Consider the following 26,030-nt stretch of genomic DNA (forward strand, 5'->3'; position numbering starts at 1 on the left):
GATTGAAAACCTTTGCAGCCCTAGGAAGGACGAGTACCGGCGCGGAGCGAATTTGACATTCGTGAGCACCGGCACGCAGGCGTGACAACGAATGCGAGGGTTTGTCTACATGCTGGGAGAGCAGCCGCAGGCGCTCTTTTGCTATATCCACTCTTTTGTTAACCAAACTTGTTTGGAGGATGCATCCATTTTCACTTGTGCCCCGATTGGCATCGTAAGCATTGGGTGCGTATGAGCACAGTCAAAATCAGCGATGAGTGGTCTTTTTGTCTCTCCGAGTACCTCAAGTAAAATCTCATAAGGCTCTTTGCCCGTCCCTTCATCATCAAACAGCTCATGTTTTCCTAAAAGAATCCCAGAAACCCGTTCAAACACGCCATTTACTTTCAATAAAGAGAAGTTCTTTTCTACAACCGACGCGGTTTTCATACAATCTTCAATGAGAAGGATGTCTCCGTTTTGGATGGCTGGCATGAACTCACTTCCCCATATGCCGTACATCGCATTCAAGTTCCCGCCGATCAATCTGCCTTCTGCCTGTCCCTCTATGACGCACAGCCAATCATTTGGACGCTGCTTTTTATCACCCGTCTTTTCTTCCCAATTGATTCGTTCATCTGTCCAAAAAGGCGGTTTTTCAATCTGATAAGGAATGGTTTGATGGGACATCAGGATGTCCTCAAACGACTGATATGTATAAGTGACAAACGGTTCAAACTCGCCAAAAGAAGGAACAAGCGCCGGTCCGTAGAAAACAGGCAGTCCCGTTTTTTCGTAGGCCGCTAAAAGAATCGCTGTCGCATCTGAATAACCAATCATGATTTTCGGATGTTGTTTCAGCAGGTCAAAATCAAGATAAGGCAGCAAACTATTTGAATTCGTCCCGCCAATCATTGACATGATGCACGCCAAGTCCTCTCTAGCCATCAGCTCATTCAGCTCATCTGCTCGTTCTTGAATTGTACCTGAACGGTAGTAATCCTCTTTCCCTGTTAATGATCCTGGAACCACAATGAATCCTTTTTGCTCAAGCCACTTCTTCGCCCGCTCATACCTAAGAGGCGAGGTCGCTGATGCAGGACTAGAAGGTGAAAATATACTGATCTTATCGCCCTTTTGTAATCGCCGAAGCCCCTTCATTCCATCAGATCCTTCCTACAAACGTTTTTTCTATCCTAACAAAAAAAGCCCTTTATCAAAAGGGCTTTCTCTTTAATGACCAAACTGCGCTTCATGCAGTCTGCTGTACACGCCTCCCATTTGAATAAGGTCTTGGTGACGGCCTTGTTCTTGGATGCCTTCCTCTGTCACGACGATGATACGATCGGCGTGTTTAATTGTTGCCAGGCGGTGGGCAATGACGAGTGTTGTCCTTCCGACAGCCAGTTCGCTCAGTGCATCCTGTATAGCTTTTTCTGTTTCTGTATCAAGTGCTGATGTGGCTTCATCTAAAATAAGAATCGAAGGATTTTTTAGGAACATCCGCGCAATCGACAGACGCTGCTTTTGACCTCCCGACAGTTTGACGCCGCGCTCGCCTATGACTGTATTTAATCCTTCTGGGAAACGCTGGACGAGTTCCTCTAAATGCGCACGACGTACAGCCTCCCAAATCTCTGCATCGCTGGCTTCTAAGTTGCCGTACGCAATGTTTTCTCGAATGGTGCCTGAGAATAAAAAGACATCCTGCTGCACAATGCCGATCTGCTGTCTTAAAGAAGACAAGGTCATCGATTTTGTACTCACACCATCAATCGTAATCCCCCCTTTATCCACATCATAAAAACGTGGCAGCAAACTGCAAATCGTCGATTTCCCGGCTCCTGAAGGCCCGACAAACGCAACAGTTTCTCCTTGTTTGATCTTCAAATCGATGTCCTTTAACACATGGCTGTGCTCATCGTAGCCGAATGTCACGTTTCGATATTCAATTTCACCTTTCAGTCCGAATACATCACGAGCTCCCTCTGTATCCTTTACATCTGGCTCTGTTTCAAGTAAGTCGACATAGCTTTTAAAGCCCGCAATTCCTTTTGGATACATTTCAATCACTGTGTTGATTTTATCAATCGGTCTGAATAAGACATTTGTAATGAGAACAAACGCGATAAATCCACCTGCCGTTAATTGCCCCTGCAGAACAAACCATGTCCCTGCCAGAAGGACAAACAGTGTCACAAGACGTGTGAGAATGTAACTGATTGAGCTGTTCACCGACATGATTTTATATGAAAGAAGCTTCGCTTTCCGAAAGCGGTTGTTGTTTTCAGCAAAACGCTTTTTCTCGAAATGTTCGTTGGCAAAAGCTTGAACAAGACGAATGCCGCCAATATTGTTTTCAACCCTTGCATGAAAGTCTCCAATGTCATTGTTCAGCTGTGTAATCGCCTGTGTCATCTTCTTATTAAAATGAAGGGCAAGCCAAATGATGACAGGCATGATCAAGAAGGTTAAGATAGCAAGCTGCCAGTTAATCATCAGCATGACAGCAAAGGCGCCAAGAATCGTCATAATTGCAATAAACAAATCCTCAGGTCCGTGATGAGCCACCTCACCAATGTACATGAGGTCATTTGTCATTCGAGACATAAGCTTACCCGTTTTGTTGTTATCAAAGAACTTAAATGAGAGACGCTGAAAATGATCAAACAGCTTCTTCCTCATATCTGTTTCAATATTGATGCCAAGCATGTGTCCCCAGTACGACACAATAAACTGCATAACCGAGCTGAGTGCATAAATGATAAACAGAGCAAGTGCGGTCCAGGCAATGACCGTCCAGTTCCCTGTTGGTAATAATGTATCAATGAAGTAGTTCACGATCAGCGGGAAACCTAGCTCCATCAGTCCAACTGCGACAGCGCAAAAGAAATCTAAAAAGAACAGACCGCGATAGGGCCTGTAATAGGCGAAAAAGCGTTTTAGCATATGTAAAAGAACCTCATTTCCTCTATAATTGATAATCATTTTCAATTATAGAGGAATCCTCTTCAAAATACTAGATCAGGAAATGATTTCTTTGGCTGGAAATCCTCATAATACGCCAGAAAACAACCGGGCAAATGATTCCTTCAAACGCTCTTTTAAGCCTCTTTTATAAAAATGAACAGGGCCCATTTGCTCACATTCCTTCATATCTTCCTCATAGTGGGCCATCAATTGCTCAATTGGCTTTTTCGCAGCTGTAAAGACATTGACCTCAAAATTGAGCTGAAAGCTTCTCATATCGACATTCGCGGTACCGACAGAGGCGAGTTCTCCATCTGCGATCATCACCTTTTGATGCATGAATCCTTTCTGATAGTGATACACCTTGATGCCCTCTTTTAGAAGCTCAGAAAAATAAGATCGTGTGGCGTATTGTGTGAGAAATCCGTCATTGATCTCTGGAACCATCACCCGCACATCCACCCCTCTTGTGGCAGCGATTTTGAGCGCAGTGCGAATCGATTCGTTTGGTACAAAGTAAGGTGTGGCAATCCAGACAAATTGTTTCGCATTAGAAATGAGGGCATCATATAAATCACTCATACTTTCTTTCATATCAGGTCCAGTTGGTACAACCTGAATGACATCCTCGCCTGTCACAGAATGCGGCGTATGATACCTCGGATCATCAATTAATACTTCATCTGATACATACTCCCAGTCCAGCATAAAAACGGAGTGAAGGGTCTGAACAGCCTCACCCTTTAACATGGCATGCGTATCACGCCAAAAGCCGATCTTTTCATCCCGTCCTACGTATTCCTTGCCGACATTTAACCCGCCGACAAACCCTGTCTCTCCATCAATAATGACGATTTTTCGGTGATTTCGAAAATTAAATTTTTGATTAAAGAATCCATATTTTAAAGGTAGAAAAGGAGCGACCTTGACCCCTGCCTGCTTCAAGCGTTTAATATCTTTTCGGGAGAAGCGGATGCTGCCTGCCGCATCATATATGAAACGGACCTCTACCCCTTCTTTCACTTTTTCAATCAAAATCTCCATCATCCGGTGGCCGAGGAAATCGGATTTGAACATGTAATATTCAATATGAATGAACGATTTTGCCTTTTTTAACTCTTCAAAAATTCTGGGGAACGTCTCCTCCCCATTCTTTAAAATCTCCATATCACTATTTGTGTTCACATGCATGCCTGTTGCTTTTTCTGTGTAATGAAAAAAAGCACGCTGATTATCGGTTAAACGTGACTCATTCGGCTTACTCTCAAGCTCAGAGATTCTGCGTAATTTCTCGCGGTTATACATTCTCTTTGATTTGAATAAATGACCCTTTACATAGAGCTGCCCTGAGAACAGATAGAACATATAGCCAATGATCGGGAAAAAAATCAGCACATATATCCATAACAGCGTGTGCTGTGATGTACGATTCTCCAGCATGAGTGAGATGATACTAAATAAAATAATGGCGATATAAATCGCTGCGTACAGCTGAACGCTCCACGCCGGCACAGTCCACCAATACACCACATATGCCCCGAATATCATAAAATATAAAAATAAAAATTCCAGTCTTCTCTTTTTCACATTCTCCGCCCTCATTCTGTCTTTTTCTCTTCCATACCCTTTGTACAGCTTGTATGAAACGCACGACCCATTCCTTTCTCCTAGCCTTTACAGACTTGCGCTATTTGATCCGATATAATGGAGAAATACGTGATGGAAAGGAAGATTTGTTTATGCATACACCTCCACCTTTAAAAAAAGGCAGCCATATTCGGGTCATTGCCCCAAGCCGAAGTGCCAGCATTTTATCAAAAGAAGGAATTTCTCAAGCGAAAAAACGTCTGGAGTCTTTAGGGTTCACTGTCTCTTTTGGACAGCACGTCTTTGAATGTGACCTTCATTCATCATCGTCTATTGAACACCGCTTGTCTGATCTGCATGAGGCGTTCAAAGATGATGAGGTCGATGGTATTTTGACAGCCATCGGAGGCTTCAACTGCAATGAGCTTTTGCCTTATATTGATTACGACTTGATCCGTCAGCATCCTAAAGTCCTTTGCGGCTATAGTGACATTACAGCACTTGCAAGCGCCATTACAGCGAAATGTGATATGGTAACATATTCTGGCCCCCATTTCTCAAGCTTTCAAATGGAGCAGGGACAGCAGGAACAGACCGCTATGTTTCAAGCTTGCTTGATGAATGGCGGCGAACCGTTTGATGTGATTCCTTCGACAAAATGGAGTGATGACGCGTGGTATCTCGATCAAGCGAACAGGCAGTTTCATCCGACGAAATGGAACATATATCAGGAAGGAACAGCTGAAGGCACCTTGTTTGGCGGAAACCTTTGTACACTGAACTTACTGCAAGGGACATCGTTTATGCCGAATGTAAAGGATGCGATCTTATTTGTGGAAGATGATGAGCTGGTGTTCCCTGAAATGTTCGCCAGAGACCTTACCTCCCTCTTGCAGCATGCACAATCAATCAAAGGGTTGATCATCGGACGCTTTCAGAAGAAATCCAAGATGACAGAAGAACATTTAAGATTCATTTTAGATAAACATCCAATGCTCAAACACATCCCTGTGATTTATGATGTCGATATCGGACATACACAACCAGTCTTCACTTTCCCGATTGGTGGAAACGTTCAGCTAGCGTGTACAAATGGAGACGTGAAGCTGCGCATTCATTCATAACGAAAGGCCAAAAAGCACCCGAATAGGCGGGGCTTTTTTCTATGCCATCATCTTTTTTGAAATTTTTTTAGAAAAAGTGATCCAACCCTCTATCCCCTTAGTTAAGTAGATGTAAAAGAAAAGAGAGGAGGCAAAAATATGTTTTCTGATGTACTTAGCCAATTATTCGATTCTATTTCTAACATGATTAATACGCTTGGATAATTCCATTTGACACACACATACTACATGCTTGCCGAAGGGAGACACACTCTATGTTCTCTGATGTACTTAGCCAATTATTTGATTCTATCTCTAACATAATTAATACGCTTGGATAATTTTCAAAACCCGCTATCTCTTAAGGATAGCGGGTTTTTTATACCAAAAAGCCCCACTCATTCAATAGAGTGGGGCTTTCTTTCATTTCATTACATCTTTTCCGGAGCCGATACACCAATTAGTTTTAATGCATTCGCAAGCGTGATTTGTGTTGCTTTCATGAGTGAAAGACGTGCTGTTGTTTTTGTTTCGTTTTCTGCGTCAATGACCTTCTCGGCATTGTAGAAGCTGTGAAGGGCTGATGCAAGGTCATAAATATAGTTGGTCACGCGGTGCGGAATACGCTTTTCAGCTGCTTCTGCTACAACTTCTGGGAAGCTGCCAATGATTTTCAGAAGATCGTATTCTTTTTCCGATTGAATGTGAGAGAAATCGGCTTTTTCAAGGTTCGGTTCATAGCCTTTTTCTTCACCTTGACGCAGCATGCTGCAAATTCTCGCATGCGCATATTGTGCATAGTACACAGGGTTTTCGTTAGACGTAGAAATCGCTAAGTCTAGGTCAAAGTCCATATGTGTCGCCGCACTTCTCATCGCAAAGAAATAACGAGTCGCATCTAAGCCGACTTCTTCAATCAAGTCACGCATTGTGACGGCTTTTCCTGTACGCTTACTCATCTTCATCTTTTCACCGTTTTTGTAAAGATGCACAAGCTGAATGATTTCGACTTCAAGCTTGTCAGCTGGATATCCAAGTGCTTGAATCGCCGCTTTCATTCGAGGGATATAGCCGTGATGGTCCGCTCCCCAAATGTTAATGAGCTGGTCAAAGCCTCTGTCCAATTTGTCTTTATGATATGCGATGTCTGGAAGCAGGTAAGTGAAGCTGCCGTCTTTTTTAATCAGCACACGGTCCTTGTCATCGCCAAAATCAGTTGAACGCAGCCACGTTGCACCGTCTTCTTCAAAAACATAGCCTTTAGCGCGAAGTGTCTCCAGCGCTGGTTCGATTTTTCCATTTTCATATAAAGAGGTTTCTGAATACCATACATCAAATGGCACACGGAAATTCTCAAGGTCTACACGTAATTTCTCTAATTCGTATTTCAAGCCGTATTCACGGAAGAACTTCATACGCTCTTCTTCCGGTTCATGAACAAAACGGTCCCCAAATTCATCCGCAAGCTTTTGTCCGATGCCTTTGATGTCTTCTCCTCTGTAGCCGTCTTCAGGCATTTCCTTTTCAAGACCGAGTGCCTCAAAATAACGTACTTCTACAGATAAAGCGAGGTTATTGATTTGATTCCCTGCATCGTTGATATAGTATTCACGGCTCACATCGAACCCTGCTTTATCAAGGATGTTGCAAAGGGAATCTCCTACAGCTGCTCCGCGGGCATGTCCAAGGTGAAGGTCACCTGTTGGGTTGGCTGAGACGAATTCGACTTGCACCTTTTGACCGCCGCCTGTATTCGTTTCGCCATAAGCTTCTTTTGCCTCAAGAACAGCTGGAATGAGTTTTGTTAAATACTGATTGTTCATATAAAAGTTAATGAACCCTGGACCTGCGATATCCAGTTTTTCAATGGAAGCTTTCCCTTTATCAAATGCATTGACGATGTCCTCTGCGATTTGACGAGGTGCTTTTTTCGCAATGCGGGCAAGCTGCATCGCCATGTTGGTCGAGTAATCACCGTGAGTTTTGTCTTTCGGCACTTCTAAAAGGACATCTGGCACCTGGCTTTCATCGGCAAGTCCTGCTTTGACGACTGCCGCTATGATTTCTTCTTTTAACGCATCTTTGACCTGTTCTGCGATATTCATGAACGTAAATCCTCCTTATACGAAATCGATAATGTATGTAAATGCTTTTGATCTTCTCCTGTCAGCATATCGTACGTAATGTGCAGCAGTCCCTTGTCCACATCGAGATCAATACCATGTGTGTGCACATCTAACTGAAGTGTACCGAATGGCATCGTGTAATGTGTGACGGTTGTTTCTCCAATGAGAAAGCGCTGCTTCATTTGAATAGCCCCTGATCTCATCACAAAAATTTCTTTTTCACTCATTTTCACAACGGTTTTTACTTGACCCATTTCATGTTCTTCATGGTAAGTGAGATACGTTTTGTCATTCTTCTCTTGGTACGTTCCAGTCGTGCGGAATTCGATCGTTTCAGCCGGCTCCGTCTCTGGTTTCATCACTGACTTTACATGAATTGAAATTTGGTTTTGTGTCATTTTGCACTTCCTTTGCTAAGACCCGTTTAACTAAAATAGTATACCATATTCACGATCGCCTATCATACCATCATTTCTCATCTTCACGGCGATTAAACTTCGTTTTTCATCTTCAGCCATCCCTTTAGAAAAAAAGAAAAATACAACTGACCACTACGACAAGTCCAGCCTTTACGCCCAAGTCTTTTCTTTTCATTAAGTAAAAAAGAGCCTGTATGCCTGAACTTGCCAAAAATGCCTGAAAAAAATCAAATGGTGCGATTTGATCCTTTTTAAATACCACCTGCATGAATAACGCAATGGCCGTCAAATAGAAAAAGCCTCGATCGTGAAACAGCCCCAGCATCTCTTCCTTTGCTTCCTTTTTCGAAGCAAAAACAGGCGGATTAGCTGCGAGCTCTCGTATCAGTGTGAGAAAGCCTGCCCCTAACACACATAAAGCGAGGAACACCATCAATATGGACGAAAACATGAGCTCCCTCCTTTATTTTTTGACCAATGTAAAAAAAGAGCTTGTCCACATGAGATGACAAGCTCCTCTATCAACTGATTATTTCACAAAACCAAGCAGCATTTCGCGTAAAAGCTTACTCGCTGTATTCGCTGTTTGGTCTGAATGATCATATACAGGTGCTACCTCGACAAGGTCAGCCCCGACGACTTTGACGTCAGATCCTGCAATTGCATGAATGGATGCAAGCAGCTCTTTTGATGTAATACCGCCAGCATCTACCGTTCCTGTACCAGGTGCATGAGCTGGATCAAGTACATCAATGTCGATCGTCACGTACACTGGACGCCCTTTTAGCTTTGGCAATACTTGCTTCAATGGCTCCAGTACTTCAAATTTAGAAATGTGCATACCCGCTTCTTTTGCCCATTCAAATTCTTCTTTCATTCCAGAACGGATGCCGAAAGAGAATACATTTTCAGCTCCAATCAGTCCTGCAGCTTTTCGAATCGGTGTTGAATGTGAAAGCGGCTCCCCCTCATATTCCTCACGAAGATCCGTATGTGCGTCCATATGGATGATGGCCAAATCAGGGTATTTCTTATACATCGCACGGAAAACCGGCCAAGACACGAGATGCTCGCCGCCCATTCCTAATGGAAACTTCCCTTTTTCTAAAATGCTGTCGACATACTCTTCAATTAAATCTAAGCTCTTTTGTGCATTCCCAAAAGGAAGTGGGATGTCACCCGCATCAAAGAATGGCACCTCATGCAGCTCACGATCTAAATAAGGGCTGTATTCCTCTAAACCGATCGATACTTCACGAATGCGGTTAGGACCGAAACGTGAACCTGGGCGGTAGCTGACTGTCCAGTCCATCGGCATGCCATATAAAATGACCTTTGCATCTTCCCATGTCGGATGACTTCCAATAAACACTTTTCCTGAATAAGCCTCGTCGAATCTCATGCAAGATTCCTCCTTTTACGCTTCAAAAAATGCGCAAACCGTCATTTGCGCATGTCCATTTCGCTTGATTTATTTAATTAAGTCGCTCACAAATTTCGGCAGAACGAATGCCGCTTTGTGCAATTCTTTTGTGTAATATTTCGTCTCAATATCAAAGAAACGGCTGTCTTCTACAGCAAGTGGATCATATTTTTTAGAACCGATGGTGAATGTCCAAAGACCGCTTGGATACGTTGGAATATTCGCTGTGTAAAGCTTTGTAATTGGGAAAATTTCTTTTACATCACGCTGTACATTTGTAATCAGCTCAGGTGTGAACCAAGGGTTGTCCGTTTGTGCAACGAAAATACCGTCTTCTTTAAGTGCTTTTGCGATTCCTGCGTAAAATCCTTTAGAGAACAGGTTCACAGCTGGTCCAACAGGCTCAGTAGAGTCAACCATAATCACATCATACTCGTTGTCAGCTTCAGCAATGTGCATAAAACCGTCTCCTACTTTCACATCTACACGAGGATCGTCTAGTTTCCCAGCGATAGAAGGAAGGAATTTCTTCGAGTATTCGATGACCTTTCCGTCAATATCAACAAGTGTCGCTTTTTTCACACTTGGGTGTTTGAGGATCTCACGAATGACACCGCCGTCTCCTCCACCTACAACAAGAACATTTTCCGGGTTTGGATGAGTGAAAAGAGGAACATGTGCCACCATTTCGTGGTATACAAACTCATCTTTCTCAGACGTCATCACCATGCCGTCTAAAAACAGCATATTGCCAAACTCTTCTGTTTCCACCATTTCTAAATGCTGAAAGTCTGTTTGTTCTGTGTGAAGGGTTTTGTTCACCTTCAATGTAATACCAAAATTCTTCGTTTGCTTCTCTGTATACCAAAGTTCGCTCATTGTTCATCTTCCTCTCATCCAATAATAAACAAACATCTATTGTTAGCGCCTTTTATCGGCTTTGACTATATCGATTGTCCAAGAAAAAAGTATAGTGGATTCATATCAAATTGTAAAGAACCGCATGAGTTCTCTTCATTTTTTAAAGCGCTCCAGCAATCGCTTGTTTAAAACGGTTTTCTTTGTTCCATACTGATAAAAAACCGTCAAAATGGGGGCTTTGCATGGACACAATCATGAGTAATAAAAAAATCCGCATGACCGTGAAAACGATTCGAGCCTGTTTTTTTATCGGCTTGCTCGCTTTTCTATTTGCAGGTACCGTCTTTTTGACGATTCTATTAATAGCTAAATGGCAAGGTGCCCCTTCTGTTCAAGTTCCCCAATCCACGACCATTTATGCAGCCGATGGCTCAAAGCTTGGAGAATCCAGCTTTGGAGAAAAGAGATATTGGGTGCCATTAAAGGAGATGTCTCCTCATATCAGACAGGCAGTTGTCGCTGTTGAAGATAAAACCTTTTATGAGCATCATGGCTTTGATGTGAAACGGATGGCAGGTGCTGCGGTGGCCGATATTCGTGCCATGGCTAAGGTGCAAGGTGCCAGCACGATCACCCAGCAATATGCACGAAATCTGTATTTAGATCATGATAAAACGTGGAAACGGAAGTGGAATGAAGCCTTTTACACGATTCGTTTAGAACAAAACTATACAAAAGATGAGATTTTAGAAGGATACTTGAACACCATTTATTATGGTCACGGAGTGTACGGTGTGGAAGCAGCGTCCCGTCTGTATTTCGGGAAAAAAGCAAAGAACTTAACCCTCGCTGAATCTGCCCTGCTTGCCGGTATCCCAAAGGGGCCTTCTCTCTATTCCCCTTATGTGAATGAGGAGAAAGCCGGCGCAAGAAAGAATATGATTTTGAGACAAATGCACGAGGATGGCATGATTACGAAAAAAGCAGCCGATGACGCTGCGAAAGAAAAGCTGTCCTATCGCCCTTTGCAAAAGAAGCAGCTGCAAGCAAAGCAAGCCCCGTATTTTTATGACGATGTGATTCGAGAGTTGAAACAAAGCTTGGGGTTAACTGAGGAACAGATTGAAACCTATGGGCTTCATATCCAAACGACTCTCAATCCAGAATTACAGAAAATCGCAGAAAAGACGTTAAAAAATACGATGAATTCCAAATCAGAAATCCAAATCGGCTTTGCCGCCATCCATCCTCAAACAGGGCATGTACTTGCCCTCATAGGCGGGAGAGATTATGAGAAAAGTCCATTCAATCGGGTGACACAAGCAAAAAGGCAGCCCGGTTCAACCATGAAACCCCTTCTTTATTACATTGCCTTGCAAAACGGGTTTACACCCGCAACCGTCATGCGCAGTGAGGAAACGGTGTTTGAACTGGACGATCAAGGCAGCGATGCCGCTTATTCACCAAGCAATTATCACGGCTATTACGCCAATGACGGCATTACAATGCTTCAAGCTTTAGCGCTGTCTGATAATATTTACGCTGTAAAGACCCATCTATTTTTAGGAATGGAGCAGCTTGTACGTGCTGGCAAGACATTTGGAATCAAGGAGAAACTAGATCAAGTACCATCTCTTGCCCTGGGCACGTCTCCTGTGAAACCCATTGAAATGACCAATGCTTACGCCATGCTGGTCAATGGCGGAAAACGCGTCAAACCAACCTTTATTACGAAAGTAACCGACGCAAAAGGCAATGTGCTTTTTGAAGAGAAACAAAAACGAGAACAAATCCTCGATGAAAAAGCAGCATTTGTCACCACCGACATGATGTCAGGCATGTTCAATGATCAATTAAACGGCTATACAAGTGTCACTGGCCGCACCATTATAAAGGACCTTACACGAACATACGGAGGAAAGTCTGGGACTACAGGCGCCGACAGCTGGATGATCGGCTTCTCTCCCCAGCTCGTCACAGGTGTATGGACAGGCTATGATAAAGGCCGCACCATTGACTCAGTCGAAGAAACGGCCTATGCGAAAAAAATATGGGCTTCCTTTATGGAATCAGCTCTCTCAAAGCAGCCAGCCTCCTCCTTCATGCCGCCTGACGGTGTCAAAGGGGTATATATCAATCCAAAAACCGGCGACCTCGCAGGTCCAGGATGTGAATCAAAGGTATTCACCTATTTTATAGAAGGTACGGAGCCGACAGGTGTCTGCTATGGTGCTGAGGACAAGGCCTCTGAGCAGGAACCAGTTCAAGATCAAAAGCCAAAGAAATGGTGGGAAAAGTGGCTGAAACGTTAAAAAAGACATGAAAAACCCCGAGACCTGCATCTCGGGATTCTCCATGTCCTAGCTTTAACACCAGTTTACTCAAAAAACGGATCGAATTGGTAGACATCCGCCAATCTTCACAAAAATTTCACAATTATTCAGGGACAGCCAATCCTTCTTTTAATTCATCTGTCGATGCGTCCCATAGCGCTTGATTATGACCCTTTAGGAAATCAGCCAGCACCTTTTTGGATACGTCATCCATATGACTAACGACGATTTTCCGCTTCATCGATTTATCCATTAAATTCACATGCTCTGGAAGTGACTTATACCCGCGGCGGATCGAACGGTCAACGGTCATTTCACAAGCCGTCACACCTGCATAATAAGGTCCTTCTTCTCTGCGGTCAATCGTCACCCATACGAGCCAATACGGCTTTCCGTTCGGCACTTCTTCTTTTGTTTTCAAAAATTTAATTCCTTTTTCGACGGCACTTCTTGCATGCATGGCACCAATATCAATGACAGCTTCCTTTTCTTCTACATCAATGATGACTGGCGAGATATTATCAAGGCTGAGGGCGCCTGCCCCAAAGCCTCCATGTCCGTCGGTTGCATCTGTTTTTTTAATGATGTTAAAACCAATTGGTTTCTTCTTTTTACCTTCCATTCTTTAAACCTCCTAAAGCAGCGGCTTCAAAATAAGATTAAACCAGTGTATGATTTGATCCCGCATTCCGATCAATGGACCAAACACAAACTGTCCCAGCGGTGTGATCACGAATATGAGAAAAATAATGATCCCATATTGTTCAAATTGCGTCATTTTCGCCCGGATACGGGGGCTGACGACGTCCTCAATAATACGATACCCATCAAGCGGCGGAAGCGGTAATAAGTTAAATAGGAACAAGATGACGTTTAAGTTAATAAAGATTAAAAAGAAATTATCGACTCCCGGCTCAAAGCGCATGATCCACTCTCCGCCAAATTTCTGAAGAAGCACATACACAAAAAAGCCCAAAAACGCCAGCACCAAGTTACTTAATGGCCCAGCAATGGAGACACAAATCCCTGCTAAGCGCGGTTTTTTAAAATGGTAACGATTCACCGGTACAGGTCTCGCCCAGCCAAACCCGGCCACAAAGATCAAAATCGTCCCGAATACATCGAGATGCTTCAGGGGATTGAGCGTCAGTCTCCCTTGATTCTTAGCCGTCGGGTCTCCGAATCGGTACGCAACATATGCATGCGCCAGCTCGTGCATCGTAAATGCAACAACAAGCGTAATGGCAACATATGGAATAAGTTCTAATGGATAAACAAGAAATTGGTTCAAAGGCAAGAATCCCTCTTTCTTTCTATACAATGATTTACTTCATTCAGTATACTATAAGAAGTCCCTTAAACTAAAGGGAAGCGTAGCATTAAAGGAAAAAGGAGGTTTTCGCCATGCCGATTGTCACCGTTCAAATGCTTGAAGGAAGAACAGATGAGCAGAAAAGAGCTCTTGTGGAGAAAGTCACTGATGCCGTTGTTGAAACAACAGGCGCAGGGGCAGAAAAAGTCTCTGTTATTATTGAAGAAATGAAAAAGGAACACTATGCCGTAGCAGGAAAGCGAATGAGCGATCTGTAAGCATATAAAAAGGACAAACACTCAATGTGTTTGTCCTTTTGTCTGCATTCTTATCTGTACCACGCTTTATTACGGTTCACTTGATTTTTATGAGCCGCATCGAAGAAATCGACTGTGTAAGAATAATCATAGTTCATTAAGCAGACAATGCCGCTTCCTTGAGGGTCATGCGGTAAGCCAAAGTTATGGCCGTATTCATGCGTAGCCGCTTTTGCAGTGTTCGCTGTTCCTTGATCAAGGTTAACGGCGAATGCACTTCCGCTTGGTGCACTATTGTAGACATAAGCAATTCCGCCAGCATCAAAGTTTGGATTTGCTGTAAATCCAGTGACAAAGTCATATCCTCTGCCATCAAAGCTTCGCGCAAGGTTAGACAGAATTTGCTCTGCATTTGATCCCGAAGACGTCCAAGATCCTACTGCTTGTACGACAAAGTCCACATCATGATCACGGTTAAACGTGACATCTGCTTGCTCGATGATGCTGACAATCCGTGTTTGCCAGTCACTATATTTCGCACGATACTGCGCATCAGCGACCGCATAGACAGTGACCTTCTGACTGCCTGTACTTGCTTTTGTTGAAATTGAATCTCCTGTATTGGCCTTAAAGGTTCTCGAGCCTACCTGCTTACCAGACTCATCTAATACCTTTGTTGTCACATCTCGTTCAATTGGAGGTGCTGTCTTCAAATCTTTAAAATCTTTTGCTTTTGGCAGCCCCTCACTAATATGGGTTTCGAACGGCGCATGACCATGATCATGCCCATGACCTGCACTCGCTACTGGTGCTGAAGCTGAACTTACCCCCGGTAACAAACTACCTACCAATAAAAATGACAAAAAGACTGAACGCTTTTTCATTCCTATCCCTCCTTTGTTTTTCACAAGGTTATATATTCACTGAAAATTCACCATTTTCCTTCTATTCAGTCAAAAACAGGGAATTAGATGCACAGGAAAAAAGTCGAATTACGTCATTTTCACTAATTTTTCGGATATTTTGACACACATTTCATCGAAAAATAGCGCTTTTGGTCTGGGTCTTACCAAACAAAAAAAGCCCTAAAAGTCGGGCTTTTGTTCAACTAGTTCAATTCCTTCAACTGATCAATATAAGCAAGGGCCGCCTCAAATTCTTCGTCCGTATAGCGCTGCTTGCTTTTAATGGTAAAGACCTTTTCCTTTACCTCATCTTCTGGCAGGTCATCAAAATATAAAATCGTTGAGACAAGCTCTAGGAAACGAGATGATTGCTCGTTCATCTGCTGCGTCAGCGCTTTGAGGTCAGGCATGTCCACTTCACACTGATCGAGAAACTCTTTCCCATTGTCCGTCAGCGAATAGCGATATTGATAGTATCCGCCCTTTTTTTCCTTCATTTCGTCCAAGAATCCAAGGTTGCACAGCTCTTCAATTCTGAGCGTCAACTCCTCTGAATAGGGGCCATAAAAATGAAAATCGTATTTCTCGTAAAAAGGCAAATCTAGCTTTTTTGCTATGTAAATCATCTTTTGCAGCTTCTTCCGTCCAACGATTTCCCCTGATTCAGAGAATACCTTCATCAACTTTGCATGCTCTTTCAACAAATTCCCGACATCTCCTTTTTCAGTACTTCCTTATCCCAAACCAAGCAGCTTCATGATCGCCTTCTTTTCTTCAGCTTTTTCCGACATATCTACAATTAAGTCCATCGGGAAATAAAGTTTATGATCGGTTCTTCGTTTACCGGAAATGGCGTCAACAATATCTGACTGTCTCGACAGTTCTTTAATATGACCGCTTTGCGTCAAAAGGTGGATGGGCAGCCTCTCTTCTTCCTCCCCTGGTCTGTAGAAGTCATAGGGCAAGTCAGAGGAAGAATCGACCACTAAATAATAGTCAGGATCAATTCCTGCCTCCTTGAACAAGGCAGTCAGCTTGAAATATTTCGTCATTTCTTCATTTGGATTAAACTCTGTATATTGGAACAATCGGCGGTTCATAAAACGGCGGCACAAATCAGCCAGCACGTGATCTTCTTCATCTTCCCACGCCTGAAAATAAAATAAGACAATGGATTCATCCAGCTTAATATAGTCCTCTGTGGTGACATTCCCCTCAAAGATTGAGTAAAAATGAACGGGGGCATGTGTAAAAATATAACCCGTTTCATGCAGCTCTTTTGCCCGATGAAGGATTTTCGTTAAAATGACTTCCGCACTGCGTGTCACTGGGTGGAAATAGACTTGCCAGTACATTTGATAGCGGCTCATAATATAATCTTCAACCGCATGCATCCCGCTCTGCTTCATCACAATCTGATCTTCTCTCGGGCGCATCACACGTAAAATACGTTCCATATCAAAGTGGCCGTAGCTGACGCCTGTATAGTAAGCATCACGCTGCAAATAGTCCATTCGGTCGGCATCAATTTGACTTGAGATCAAACTGACCACCTGTTTGTTTTGATACGTTTTGGCAATGACTTCAGCCACATGCTTCGGGAAATCATCACTCACCCGGCGGAGCACTTCATTGACTTCCGTCTGCCCTAAAATAATATCTCTTGTAAACGATTCATGGTCTAAGTGGAAGACCTTTTCAAAGGAATGAGAAAATGGACCATGTCCGAGGTCATGAAGCAAGGCTGCACTAAGTACAAGCTCGCGCTCCCCTTCATCCCATTCAGGCCGCCCTTTAAACACATCATCCACAATTCGTCTCACAATCTCGTATACACCGAGTGAATGATTGAATCGGCTGTGTTCTGCACCATGAAACGTCAAATAAGTAGTTCCTAGCTGTTTAATTCGTCTCAGGCGCTGAAACTCTCTTGTTCCTATTAAATCCCATATTAATGCATCCCTTACGTGAACATAACGGTGCACAGGATCTTTAAATACCTTTTCCTCAGATAATTTCCCTTTTGGATACGCCATCGTTTCGTCCCTCTTTTTTTAAGACGTGTTTCTATTATATCGGGTAACTTTTCCCGAAAACATCCTTGAATTTGCTGGTGAATGTGTTCTCAGAAGTTGCTTGGACGTAAAAAGCCCGACCTGACAGGGACGGACCTCTTTTTAGGTCGACTGAACACATTCAGTGACATTTATTTGACTTTTTTTTGAACCTTTTCAAGTAATTCATCTTCTGTTGGTGCGGATAATGGGCGATTGTTCACAAACGCAAAAGCCTTTTTTCGTCCTGGACCACAATAGGATTGACAGCCGATCTCAATTTTTGCATCAGGGTCAACCGATTTGAGTCGAGGCAATAACGTCTTTAGGTTCGTCGCATCACAATCGTCACATACGCGAAACTCATTAGCCATGGTCTTACGCTTCCTTTCAATGATGATACTTCATTCTATATGAAACAGTTGGACAGCCAATCGTGAATAATATACCACCCAACATTGTACATCGAAGCGGCTGGACTTGCAAGACGCTTTGCCGCCCCAATCACGTGCTTACATAAAAGCTAGTATTTTCCACTATCCTTTTAGCAAACTTGTATAAACCTTCTTGAACTTGGCTAATCTAATACCATCAAATCATATGGGGGTTTAAACACATGTCAAAACAAAGACAAGATGCTTGGTCAGAGGAAAATGATCTCCTCCTGGCAGAAACCGTCTTACGTCACGTCAGAGAGGGCAGCACGCAGCTAAATGCGTTTGAAGAAGTTGGAGACAAGCTGAACCGCACCTCAGCGGCATGCGGTTTTAGATGGAATGCTGTCGTCAGGCATCAATATGAAAAAGCGCTGGCACTTGCCAAAAAACAGCGAAAACAACGGATGCGCGCTCTTGGCAATGGCCAGCCAGCGAAAAAACGATTACTTTATCAGCCGCAAGTAGAAGAAACGGTTACTCAAGAGGAATTCTCACAGGAACTAGAGCCAGCAAAGGAAGAAACATTTGCACCAGCAGCTGAAACTGCTGAACAGCTTCAGTTTGTGGATCAAAGCTACAATGAAGAGTTAGCTAGTTTATCACATTTATTGTCACAGGCTTCTCCTGCCCCACATACCGCAGAGAAAAAACCGGAAGCAAATCCATTTAGGCAGCATCAAGAATTAACCATCGACGATATCATTGATTTCTTACGCCGTTATGAAGGCGATGGTCAGCAATCCACTGCCTTACGTATGGAAAACAGCCGCTTAAAACGAGAAAACAATGAGCTTTCTCATAAAGTTTCGCAGCTAGAAGCTGAAGTGAAAAAGCTTGAAAAGGATCAGCTCACGATTCAAGAAGATTATGAAACACTCGTCAAAATCATGAACCGTGCAAGAAAACTAGTTTTGTTTGAAGAGGACGATAGTGCCGCACCAACCTTTAAAATGGACCGGAACGGCAACCTCGAAAAAATGGCAGAATAACAAAAAGTGCTCCCCGCCTCGGGAAGCACTTTTTTAAATGCCCAAAAATAGCATCACACTAAAAAGGACATTGATCAAAAACACGAACATAAAAATATACCTGACCTGCCTTACCTGAAAATCACCAAACATAAAAATATAAAGACCTGCAATGCCAAGTGTCAGGACAGGCTGAAGAAATGGCACTAAAAGCGAAATGCCGTAGCCGGCTCCCATGATGACAGGAAGCCATAGTAAATAGAGGTAACCGCCGTTTTTGGATTTCAAGAAACCACTCCCTCTCTTTCTTCTATCTGCTTGATTTCAGGCTGAACAAACTTGAGTCCGGCCATTGTGCGGCCGCGTTTTTGTGATGTCCAGACCGCAATCGCCGGCTGATCTGTGAGAGATTCTGTGTCAATGGTGATCAGCACTTTCTCATGTAATTCAATTGAAGCTTCAGATTCGATTTTGCACCCAGATAAACTAATATCATGTATGTTCACCGGCACCTTCTCTTCTAACCGGCCCTCATAGGACAGCGTGCCTGCCACACCTTGCAACGGTCTTCTCATCCATTTGCGCCGCAAGGCCCTTGGTACTTTTTCCGTTTCTCTTATAAAGCGGAGAAATGTCCGAACAGCATAGGATTTTTTCTCACGATCCGTTATCGATACATGCTCTCGTGTGAATAAGAAACGGATCAGTGACAGATACTCTGATTTTTCTGTATCAGTAAAAGCAACACCAACCATCAGCTTGTCTCCATCTGGATGGCTCCAAACCACATCACACGCCACACTTTGATCCTCTGAAAAGAACAATTGCATTTGTCCTTGATTTAAAGAAGAAGCTTGATCCAATGGAATGGATAGACGCGCACCTGAATCACTCATGTCTAGTAGAAAACAAGCAATCGACTCATCTTGATGATCAGAACAGATCTGCCCCTCTTTTTCTATGACAAACCGCTCTGATTTTCGATAACGCGGACGATCAAACGCCACAATCAGTGCCATGAGTAGACCTGCACCGTTATAAAGCACCCAAAAAATATTAATCAACGTGAGATCAGCATTCATCGTCCCATTTACCTTCATATCGTATCCTATTTTCACAAGGACAAGCAATGAGAGCAGCAAGAAGATCAAATGAGGAATCATCGTTTTCAAATGAAAATGTCTCTTGTCCGTTTGAATTCCCTTCGGCGTGACAAGGAATTCAACCCTCTTCTTCAAAAATAGCTCACTTAAAGCTACACCAGCCAAGTGGAATGCCATAGAGCTTTCGTAAATATGACTCCAAAACATACTTCGTTTTTGATTCGACACCAGTTTAAACGCTAAATACGAACTAAAGAACGCCGGCAGCCAAAACATAAAAATGGACTGGAAATCGGCCCAGAAACTTTGAATACCAAATAATAAAAACAATATTGGTGTAAGAATGTAAATCATTTTAAACAAACCGTTAAACCAATACACAATGCCATCTAAATAAAGAACTCGCTGCATAAGCGTTAAGCCGCGAACCTTCAATGGATTAAACTTACGGGCGCACTGAATGTTCCCTCTCGACCACCGGTCTCTCTGCTTTAACAAGTCAAGCCAGCTTTCAGGTGCCAGACCGACGGCTAATACTTCTCCGACAGACACAGATTTGAACTTCCCTTGGAGAAGCATTCCGGTCGCCATGTCTTCTGTAATCACTCCAGTAGCAAATCCGCCAATTTCCTCTAAGGCCGTTCTTCTAAATACAGTATTACTCCCGACATACATCACCGCATTGAACCGATCCTTACCAGCTTGGAGGGTTTGCATGAAGAAGTCCTGTTCATTTGGAATTCGATCCTTCGAGAACATATTATATTGGAAAGGGTCTTCGTTATAAAACGCCTGTGGAACTTGAACAAACGCAGTCGCTCCATCATGAAAGTAAGGCACTGTCTTTTCTAAAAAGGCAGGAAGGGGGACCATATCAGCATCAAGTGTGAGAATCAGTTCCCCATTCGTTTGAGACATCGCATGGTTTAAATTACCCGCCTTAGCAAACTTGTTATCTGTTCTTGTCAGATAATGAACGCCAAACTCAGATGCAAGCTGCTCCACAGACTCCCTCTTGCCATCATCACATAAATAAATGTGGACGCTGCCTTTTGGATAAGACAGATTCAAACAGCCTGCAACCGTGCGTTTCAGCACTTCAATCGGTTCATTATATGTAGCTATGAAAATATCAACTGTTGGCAGCCTGTCCAAATCACTGATCATGACTTGTTTTCGATTTGAAGGCTTCCAAACAAGTGTATAAAACACAAGCAGCTGTAAAAATCCAATACATTCACAGGCTACAAGCAAGATGCCCATTATTATATTAAATGTACCTTCATGCGGCAGTGTAAAAAAGAGACGCCAGCAAATATAGGCAGCATTTGTTAACACACAGAGCACAATGATGATTTTTTTAACAGTAGAGGCAAGCGGCTGAATACGATACATCACATACAACACAGACAAAACACAAAGCATAAACAGCGGGTAATACGTGGTGAATATTGACAACAAATTTACCTTCTTTCTTACGCCATAAATGAATATCACATATAAAATTCCATAACAAAGGAGGGGATTTTTCATCACATTGCCCCTCCAAATCTATTCAAGTAACCAAATCAATATATTATTTCCACAATGTATCTAACTGATTTGAATAAAAATCAATCACTTTCGATAACTTAAAATAGCAGGATCTTTTGTCGTTTCAGTTAAACAGTTCAGTAATATTTCCATTGCTTTGCTATGTTCCTTTAAATTATACAAAGTATGGCATAGAACGTTTGAATGGCTTTGTTGTCCGGATAAGTTTCCATCCCTTTTAGGAATATCTGTTTTGACATTTCATATTCTCCTAAAGTTCTGTATGTACTTCCTAACCCTAGTAAAGCGTCTTAGTTCTTCTGAAGACAATCCTAACTCAATGGCCCTTTCATAAAAAAGACAGCCTGCCTTTCCTCTCCTAACAAGTCATAACTTCAGGCACATTGATAATGAATAGAGGCATCGTCTGGATACTCTTCTGCAAGATGAGACAGCATTTCCTTTGATTCTTGAAGATGTCCACTTTTTCGAAGTTCAATGGCTTTTTCAAGCTTTGTTTCCATCACTTCACCTCTACTCTTTTCAAGATAAAAGGACTGATATTTACGAAAATACCTTTTCATTCCGTTCAATCATCCGCGTCATGTTTTTCTCAAATTCCAGCTGTTCTTCTGCGTTCAGGCCCGAGGCTGTCAGCTGATCACTAAGCTTTTGAAGCTCCTCTAGTAATAAACGCATAAGAAGTGTACAATCAATCGATTCACCGATTAATTCTGATAAGGATGCCATCGTATCCGGCTGTATATCAGGAAATACTGCCTTCACTTCTTGCCGTTTATCCTTTAAGGCGGCGTCATAAAAACGGCGGATCAAGTCGGCACGTTCACGCCCGCTTCCATCTGCACACAAATAAATTTGCACAGCGACCCCACCGCGTAATCTACGCTGAGAAATGCCTGCAAATTTCTTTCCATTGATACTTAAATCGTAGCTGCCTGGACAATAAGAGCCGACTATTTCATAGGCTTCAATGTCCACATCATACATCGACAGCATCCGGCGGATCAATTCCACCATCGCATCATACCCGCGGTCAATATCAATGCCCTTCTTTTGTTCCGCAAAAATTAAAGACACATTCAGTACACCTTCATCCAGCACCACAGCAAGACCGCCTGAGTTGCGTACAATCACACGATATCCCTCTTCCTCAAGCAGCTTTACGCCATCTTGGAGAAATGGAAGTCTTGTATCCTGAATCCCAAGCACAATCGTATTGTGATGCACCCAAGAACGGGCTGTCGCTGGTGAAAGTCCATTCCCCACCGACGCGCAAAGCGTATCATCCATCGCAAAAGATTGCTTCGGGTCCACATAGAGGCCAAGACTCGACTGATCGATGATTCGCCATTTTGGCTGTGTCAGTAACTCAATAGGTTCATTTTTCATCTCCTGCATATCCTCTCGTTCATAAACTGTGTTTATTATAACATGTGATGAATGGGGGGAGAATGCAAAAAAGCTCCATAACATTTGGCGTCACAGAGCGTTTCAGTTGGATGATTTGGTTTTCGGTTACGCTTCTATGTTACAGCCCTCACTCACCCATTTCAGAAAGTTGCCGGTCAGGAGCTCTGCATGCTGAGGGTCCATTACACCAGCATCCACGATCCATACCTTTTTCTCCTCTTCAGCCAGCCGCATGAGAAATACTTGCCCGCCGCCATCGTCGCCAATTGCCACATAGCCGCTTGCATATTGTCGAGCCTCCCATGTTGCATTGCGTTCCGCAATGTCCTCCGTACCGTATAGAAGCACCTCACCGCCAACGGAACATCCATTTGTCTGTTTCAGCAGTTCCTTATAAACATGGGGCAGCAGCATGTTTAGCTGGGATTCTGCCTCTTTGATATGTATGTCACTTGCTGGTTTATTCACGTGCAGATGTGGGATTTGAGGTAAATTGAGCATTTTAAGAGCCTCCTCTATTTTAAGTTGCTGATTTTTTCATCACCCTTTTATACAAACGAAGGAGCATTTTTAAAAGAAAATAGAAAATGACCACGTCAAGTATAAAACCCCACACTAGAAATTCAAAAGTATGATGTCCGTGCAGAACTAGCCAATCAATAGGGAAACCGCGATAATCAGCATCTGAGTAAGAAACTCCTCTCAGCAAAGCTGTTCCTATAACAATCAGAACACTGACACTTAATAGCCAGTTGGATGTTTTTTTGCTTTTGTTTTGTTCATGTTCCATAGGCATTCCTTTCTCTGTTTTGCTGCCCGATACAAGACTTGATTCCAGTACTACAGACAACCGTCCTATCTATGACAGCATTTCTTTAAGCAAACTCTCTGCTTTATGTAATTCATCTAGAAAGGGGTTTAGATAGTCATTATAACTATCCAAATAAGCTCTCACCCCGCCAATGATCAAAATTTTTTGGAGATCTTCATTGTTCTGAATGATCCTTTGTGCATTTTTATATCTTTTGTATATTAATTGGAGAACACCTTGATGGATTTCTTGTGGATATTCTTTTTCTAAGATGTTGATGACGGTTTGGATTTGTTTTATTAGTTCTTGTTTTTTGTCCATAAAACTCTCCTATTTCAATTTTTTTAAGTGGCTGAATTTTAGGACATAGGTAAATGTGATATCTAAGTTATTATTACTTGGATATATTAAAGACCCTTTCTTGAAAAGGGTCTTATGCGTTTTTACTCTTTTTCTAAAGATCCATTAATATAACCATTAACTGATTGAATGAGGCCGACGTCTCCTTTAATTGTTGCTGTGACCTCCCCTGTAATAGTAATTTCAATTAAATCTTGGTCATTTTTATTTATTTCAATGTTCCCTCTATATGTATCTGAAAATGTTTTTATTTCTAAAGAATGGATATCAAAAATGTCTACCTCAAGAGAAATCGAATTGTAACCTAATTGATCCCATTTTTTTGGAGGATTTTCCGCATAATACGGCATATCAAAATGCAAAGTCACTTTTCTACCTTCCTCTTTAATATGGATACCTTCAATTCGTATATTTTCTAAGTTGGGAACCTCTTTGTATAGACTTTTTAAAAAGAAGTTTTCCTCTAATTTTTCAAACCACATAATATCACCTCTAATTATTTTTTAAATGGATAATGCTCTTTAGTCCCTGGGACTTTTCCTGTTCTAGGATTATCAAAGGGTCGTACATTGAAGTGGGGCCCTTGTCCACCTTTTTTATGACCTGCACTATGATCTTGTATAATAATTTTTTGACCCTTGTTATTAGTATATAGATACTCTTTAGTCCAAATAATTTTACCATAGTCGTCTTTTATTACACGCCCACCTTCATGAGGAGCGGTTCGCATCTCTACACGCCGAATTGATTCAGGATGTTGAGATCTTAAAATGCCAGCATCCTTTTTAGCTTCATTAAGAGCACCATGTCTGCTAGGAAGTTTCACTATGCTCTTAGAGCCTTTACCAGCCTTTGGAACCTTCTTAGCTACTTTCTCCCCTTTAATAATCTTAAAAACATATTTCCCCACTTTAACAATGTTGGTGCTTGGAACCATGTACACCCCTGATACCAAACGATCCATATCCGCGACTTTATCACCTGTTATCGGATCTCTTCCTGTATTAACCCGAATCGCGTCGTTTATTCCTGTAAATTCAACCGCTGTATTTAAGATATTTTGGGGTTGATCGCCCGTTTTTACATCAGACATCGGTTTAACGCTCTCAATCGTTACTTTGTTTTTTTCTGATATTCGTAACCGATACAGCATTCCGTCTCGCATGACGTCAACCGTTTTGGCATGTTCGAAGTTGATCTCTTTGTACTCATTTATGTTGTATACTTTTCCATTTAAGGTCAAGGTGGTTTGATTGATTTTACTAGACGGCGTTTCCCAAACAACCGTCTCCACATTCGCCTGTTGTTTCTCTTTCAGTTTCTTCAGCATGGTCATCATTGGATTGTCTTTTGGGTTGTCTATTTTATCCTTCAATCCACTGATGGTGTTGCTTACTTTTTCTTCTTTTCCATCTTTGAAAATAGATCCCTTTTGATAGCTCGTGATGTCGATTTTTGGGCCGGTGAACATGGGACTTAAGGTATCGATGTATTGCTTCATTGTTTGAAGGGAGCTTTTGGTTTCATGTAAAGCACTTGTCTGCTCCCGGTCAAATGCATGAAGCAGACCAATGGTTCTTGAGGTCTCGAGCCATGCCTTTTGATAGTTTTGCTGAAAAGCTGATTCATCTACATTTGGTAAATGAACAATATGACCAACTCTGTCAATGGCATGGTTTACCTCTGATATGATTTCAGAAATTGTTCGTTCAGCTTTTTTTAAGCCTTGGTCAAGATCATGTTCGATAAATGCTTGTGAGATAAATCCGTGCTCATTTGATTCTAATGCGTGAAGAGCCTGCTTTGTGTTTTTTAATGCAGCGCTATATTCCTCAATGACGACCTGAAAGAATTGCAGGAAGGGAATATGGCATTCTGTATAAAAGGCGCGGATGGCTTGTCCCGCCTCTCCCTTTAGTGCGCCATCGAGTGAGATGATGTGATTGATTTGTTTTTCTAGGGAGCTGATTTGCTGCGACTGCTGCTTTAACGCATTCAGCGTTTGATCTATTCCGTTTATTAGCTCAAAGGCGTCAAGGGTTTTCATTGCGTTCTCCT

Annotated in this window: 26 protein-coding genes and 1 pseudogene; 4 read left to right on the forward strand and 23 right to left on the reverse strand. The window is 42.5% G+C overall.

Annotated features, from left to right (window positions below):
- Positions 1-141: 141 nt before the first annotated feature.
- From NSU13_RS17155 to cls, 3 genes are all read right to left on the reverse strand, one after another.
- Complete coding sequence (locus NSU13_RS17155) at positions 142-1,140, reverse strand: S66 peptidase family protein (protein ID WP_342489664.1); 999 nt, start codon at positions 1,138-1,140, stop codon at positions 142-144.
- 72 nt (positions 1,141-1,212) lie between these two features.
- Complete coding sequence (locus NSU13_RS17160) at positions 1,213-2,928, reverse strand: ABC transporter ATP-binding protein (protein ID WP_342489665.1); 1,716 nt, start codon at positions 2,926-2,928, stop codon at positions 1,213-1,215.
- 105 nt (positions 2,929-3,033) lie between these two features.
- On the reverse strand, positions 3,034-4,536 hold the full coding sequence (gene cls, locus NSU13_RS17165) for a cardiolipin synthase (RefSeq protein WP_041115905.1): 1,503 nt from the start codon (positions 4,534-4,536) through the stop codon (positions 3,034-3,036).
- Positions 4,537-4,688: 152 nt separating this feature from the next.
- Here cls and NSU13_RS17170 point away from each other — a divergent pair, with 152 nt between their 5' ends.
- On the forward strand, positions 4,689-5,660 hold the full coding sequence (locus NSU13_RS17170; RefSeq protein WP_211043636.1) for a S66 peptidase family protein: 972 nt from the start codon (positions 4,689-4,691) through the stop codon (positions 5,658-5,660).
- A gap of 410 nt (positions 5,661-6,070) precedes the next feature.
- On the opposite strand, the gene argS is transcribed toward NSU13_RS17170, so the two are convergent.
- The 5 genes from argS to speE form a co-directional block, all read right to left on the reverse strand.
- On the reverse strand, positions 6,071-7,744 hold the full coding sequence (argS, locus tag NSU13_RS17175; protein WP_034281247.1) for an arginine--tRNA ligase: 1,674 nt from the start codon (positions 7,742-7,744) through the stop codon (positions 6,071-6,073).
- Entirely contained in the window at positions 7,741-8,163 is a 423-nt protein-coding gene (locus NSU13_RS17180) for a DUF1934 family protein (RefSeq protein WP_003215400.1), read from the reverse strand. The genes argS and NSU13_RS17180 overlap by 4 nt, the downstream gene beginning before the upstream one ends.
- Before the next feature lie 124 nt (positions 8,164-8,287).
- Complete coding sequence (locus tag NSU13_RS17185; protein WP_211043637.1) at positions 8,288-8,635, reverse strand: hypothetical protein; 348 nt, start codon at positions 8,633-8,635, stop codon at positions 8,288-8,290.
- A gap of 78 nt (positions 8,636-8,713) precedes the next feature.
- Positions 8,714-9,586, reverse strand: a complete 873-nt coding sequence (gene speB / locus NSU13_RS17190) for an agmatinase (protein ID WP_075621567.1) — start codon at positions 9,584-9,586, stop codon at positions 8,714-8,716.
- A gap of 69 nt (positions 9,587-9,655) precedes the next feature.
- A complete protein-coding gene (gene speE, locus NSU13_RS17195; protein ID WP_025093862.1) occupies positions 9,656-10,486 on the reverse strand; it encodes a spermidine synthase in 831 nt (276 codons plus the stop codon).
- A 224-nt stretch (positions 10,487-10,710) separates the two neighbouring features.
- Between speE and NSU13_RS17200 the strand changes: the two genes are divergently transcribed.
- Positions 10,711-12,780 carry a transglycosylase domain-containing protein gene (locus NSU13_RS17200; protein WP_268481160.1) on the forward strand — a complete coding sequence of 690 codons (2,070 nt, stop codon included), beginning with the start codon at positions 10,711-10,713 and terminating at the stop codon, positions 12,778-12,780.
- Between the two features lie 124 nt (positions 12,781-12,904).
- Here the strand turns inward: NSU13_RS17200 and NSU13_RS17205 are convergent, their stop codons facing one another.
- Positions 12,905-13,423, reverse strand: coding sequence for a YwhD family protein (locus NSU13_RS17205; protein WP_024423769.1), 519 nt, complete (start codon positions 13,421-13,423; stop codon positions 12,905-12,907).
- 12 nt (positions 13,424-13,435) lie between these two features.
- On the reverse strand, positions 13,436-14,092 hold the full coding sequence (locus NSU13_RS17210; RefSeq protein ID WP_024423770.1) for a site-2 protease family protein: 657 nt from the start codon (positions 14,090-14,092) through the stop codon (positions 13,436-13,438).
- A 113-nt stretch (positions 14,093-14,205) separates the two neighbouring features.
- Between NSU13_RS17210 and NSU13_RS17215 the strand changes: the two genes are divergently transcribed.
- Positions 14,206-14,391: a 2-hydroxymuconate tautomerase gene (locus NSU13_RS17215; RefSeq protein WP_003214939.1), complete on the forward strand. Its 186-nt coding sequence runs from the start codon at positions 14,206-14,208 to the stop codon at positions 14,389-14,391.
- Between the two features lie 50 nt (positions 14,392-14,441).
- Here the strand turns inward: NSU13_RS17215 and NSU13_RS17220 are convergent, their stop codons facing one another.
- The 4 genes from NSU13_RS17220 to NSU13_RS17235 all read right to left on the reverse strand — a co-directional run bounded on the left by NSU13_RS17220 (position 14,442) and on the right by NSU13_RS17235 (position 17,703).
- Complete coding sequence (locus NSU13_RS17220; RefSeq protein ID WP_025093861.1) at positions 14,442-15,254, reverse strand: zinc-dependent metalloprotease; 813 nt, start codon at positions 15,252-15,254, stop codon at positions 14,442-14,444.
- Between the two features lie 224 nt (positions 15,255-15,478).
- Positions 15,479-15,979, reverse strand: a complete 501-nt coding sequence (locus NSU13_RS17225) for a YwgA family protein (protein ID WP_034281252.1) — start codon at positions 15,977-15,979, stop codon at positions 15,479-15,481.
- Positions 15,980-16,009: 30 nt separating this feature from the next.
- Positions 16,010-17,311, reverse strand: coding sequence for an HD domain-containing protein (locus tag NSU13_RS17230; protein WP_007497716.1), 1,302 nt, complete (start codon positions 17,309-17,311; stop codon positions 16,010-16,012).
- Positions 17,312-17,481: 170 nt separating this feature from the next.
- Positions 17,482-17,703, reverse strand: a complete 222-nt coding sequence (locus tag NSU13_RS17235; RefSeq protein WP_003215259.1) for a DUF1450 domain-containing protein — start codon at positions 17,701-17,703, stop codon at positions 17,482-17,484.
- A 242-nt stretch (positions 17,704-17,945) separates the two neighbouring features.
- Here NSU13_RS17235 and NSU13_RS17240 point away from each other — a divergent pair, with 242 nt between their 5' ends.
- Positions 17,946-18,755 carry an RsfA family transcriptional regulator gene (locus tag NSU13_RS17240; protein WP_081124994.1) on the forward strand — a complete coding sequence of 270 codons (810 nt, stop codon included), beginning with the start codon at positions 17,946-17,948 and terminating at the stop codon, positions 18,753-18,755.
- 33 nt (positions 18,756-18,788) lie between these two features.
- Here NSU13_RS17240 and NSU13_RS17245 read toward each other — a convergent pair whose 3' ends face one another.
- The 9 genes and pseudogenes from NSU13_RS17245 to NSU13_RS17285 form a co-directional block, all read right to left on the reverse strand.
- Complete coding sequence (locus NSU13_RS17245; protein WP_024426379.1) at positions 18,789-19,022, reverse strand: DUF5970 family protein; 234 nt, start codon at positions 19,020-19,022, stop codon at positions 18,789-18,791.
- Entirely contained in the window at positions 19,019-21,295 is a 2,277-nt protein-coding gene (locus NSU13_RS17250) for a glycosyltransferase (protein WP_342489666.1), read from the reverse strand. Before NSU13_RS17250 ends, NSU13_RS17245 begins: the two co-directional genes overlap by 4 nt.
- A gap of 118 nt (positions 21,296-21,413) precedes the next feature.
- Positions 21,414-21,894, reverse strand: a pseudogene (locus tag NSU13_RS17255) (tetratricopeptide repeat protein).
- A gap of 40 nt (positions 21,895-21,934) precedes the next feature.
- The gene (locus NSU13_RS17260) at positions 21,935-22,780 is read right to left on the reverse strand and encodes a biotin/lipoate A/B protein ligase family protein (protein ID WP_342489667.1); all 846 of its coding nucleotides are present in this window, start codon (positions 22,778-22,780) and stop codon (positions 21,935-21,937) included.
- Between the two features lie 126 nt (positions 22,781-22,906).
- Positions 22,907-23,320 carry an SMI1/KNR4 family protein gene (locus NSU13_RS17265; RefSeq protein ID WP_326483568.1) on the reverse strand — a complete coding sequence of 138 codons (414 nt, stop codon included), beginning with the start codon at positions 23,318-23,320 and terminating at the stop codon, positions 22,907-22,909.
- A gap of 1 nt (position 23,321) precedes the next feature.
- Entirely contained in the window at positions 23,322-23,591 is a 270-nt protein-coding gene (locus NSU13_RS17270; protein ID WP_046312895.1) for a hypothetical protein, read from the reverse strand.
- Between the two features lie 69 nt (positions 23,592-23,660).
- Entirely contained in the window at positions 23,661-23,933 is a 273-nt protein-coding gene (locus NSU13_RS17275) for a hypothetical protein (protein WP_120207893.1), read from the reverse strand.
- 122 nt (positions 23,934-24,055) lie between these two features.
- A complete protein-coding gene (locus NSU13_RS17280; protein ID WP_061110209.1) occupies positions 24,056-24,454 on the reverse strand; it encodes an Imm50 family immunity protein in 399 nt (132 codons plus the stop codon).
- A gap of 14 nt (positions 24,455-24,468) precedes the next feature.
- Positions 24,469-26,019, reverse strand: coding sequence for a T7SS effector LXG polymorphic toxin (locus NSU13_RS17285; RefSeq protein WP_342489668.1), 1,551 nt, complete (start codon positions 26,017-26,019; stop codon positions 24,469-24,471).
- Positions 26,020-26,030 lie beyond the last annotated feature (11 nt).

The organism is Bacillus sp. FSL M8-0049 (assembly GCF_038593355.1).
GTDB classification, from domain to species: Bacteria; Bacillota; Bacilli; order Bacillales; family Bacillaceae; genus Bacillus; species Bacillus safensis.

Excerpts from the sequence above, each read along its gene's own strand:
- NSU13_RS17270 (WP_046312895.1), bottom strand. The coding sequence starts at position 23,591 with ATGGAACATGAACAAAACAAAAGCAAAAAAACATCCAACTGGCTATTA.
- NSU13_RS17235 (WP_003215259.1), bottom strand. The coding sequence starts at position 17,703 with ATGGCTAATGAGTTTCGCGTATGTGACGATTGTGATGCGACGAACCTA.
- NSU13_RS17280 (WP_061110209.1), bottom strand. The coding sequence starts at position 24,454 with ATGTGGTTTGAAAAATTAGAGGAAAACTTCTTTTTAAAAAGTCTATAC.
- NSU13_RS17285 (WP_342489668.1), bottom strand. The coding sequence starts at position 26,019 with ATGAAAACCCTTGACGCCTTTGAGCTAATAAACGGAATAGATCAAACG.
- speE (WP_025093862.1), bottom strand. The coding sequence starts at position 10,486 with ATGAGCGAACTTTGGTATACAGAGAAGCAAACGAAGAATTTTGGTATT.
- NSU13_RS17185 (WP_211043637.1), bottom strand. The coding sequence starts at position 8,635 with ATGTTTTCGTCCATATTGATGGTGTTCCTCGCTTTATGTGTGTTAGGG.
- NSU13_RS17240 (WP_081124994.1), top strand. The coding sequence starts at position 17,946 with ATGTCAAAACAAAGACAAGATGCTTGGTCAGAGGAAAATGATCTCCTC.
- NSU13_RS17180 (WP_003215400.1), bottom strand. The coding sequence starts at position 8,163 with ATGACACAAAACCAAATTTCAATTCATGTAAAGTCAGTGATGAAACCA.
- NSU13_RS17205 (WP_024423769.1), bottom strand. The coding sequence starts at position 13,423 with ATGGAAGGTAAAAAGAAGAAACCAATTGGTTTTAACATCATTAAAAAA.
- NSU13_RS17160 (WP_342489665.1), bottom strand. The coding sequence starts at position 2,928 with ATGCTAAAACGCTTTTTCGCCTATTACAGGCCCTATCGCGGTCTGTTC.
- speB (WP_075621567.1), bottom strand. The coding sequence starts at position 9,586 with ATGAGATTCGACGAGGCTTATTCAGGAAAAGTGTTTATTGGAAGTCAT.
- NSU13_RS17200 (WP_268481160.1), top strand. The coding sequence starts at position 10,711 with ATGGACACAATCATGAGTAATAAAAAAATCCGCATGACCGTGAAAACG.
- NSU13_RS17230 (WP_007497716.1), bottom strand. The coding sequence starts at position 17,311 with ATGGCGTATCCAAAAGGGAAATTATCTGAGGAAAAGGTATTTAAAGAT.
- NSU13_RS17170 (WP_211043636.1), top strand. The coding sequence starts at position 4,689 with ATGCATACACCTCCACCTTTAAAAAAAGGCAGCCATATTCGGGTCATT.
- argS (WP_034281247.1), bottom strand. The coding sequence starts at position 7,744 with ATGAATATCGCAGAACAGGTCAAAGATGCGTTAAAAGAAGAAATCATA.
- NSU13_RS17260 (WP_342489667.1), bottom strand. The coding sequence starts at position 22,780 with ATGAAAAATGAACCTATTGAGTTACTGACACAGCCAAAATGGCGAATC.
- NSU13_RS17155 (WP_342489664.1), bottom strand. The coding sequence starts at position 1,140 with ATGAAGGGGCTTCGGCGATTACAAAAGGGCGATAAGATCAGTATATTT.
- NSU13_RS17275 (WP_120207893.1), bottom strand. The coding sequence starts at position 23,933 with ATGGACAAAAAACAAGAACTAATAAAACAAATCCAAACCGTCATCAAC.
- NSU13_RS17215 (WP_003214939.1), top strand. The coding sequence starts at position 14,206 with ATGCCGATTGTCACCGTTCAAATGCTTGAAGGAAGAACAGATGAGCAG.
- NSU13_RS17220 (WP_025093861.1), bottom strand. The coding sequence starts at position 15,254 with ATGAAAAAGCGTTCAGTCTTTTTGTCATTTTTATTGGTAGGTAGTTTG.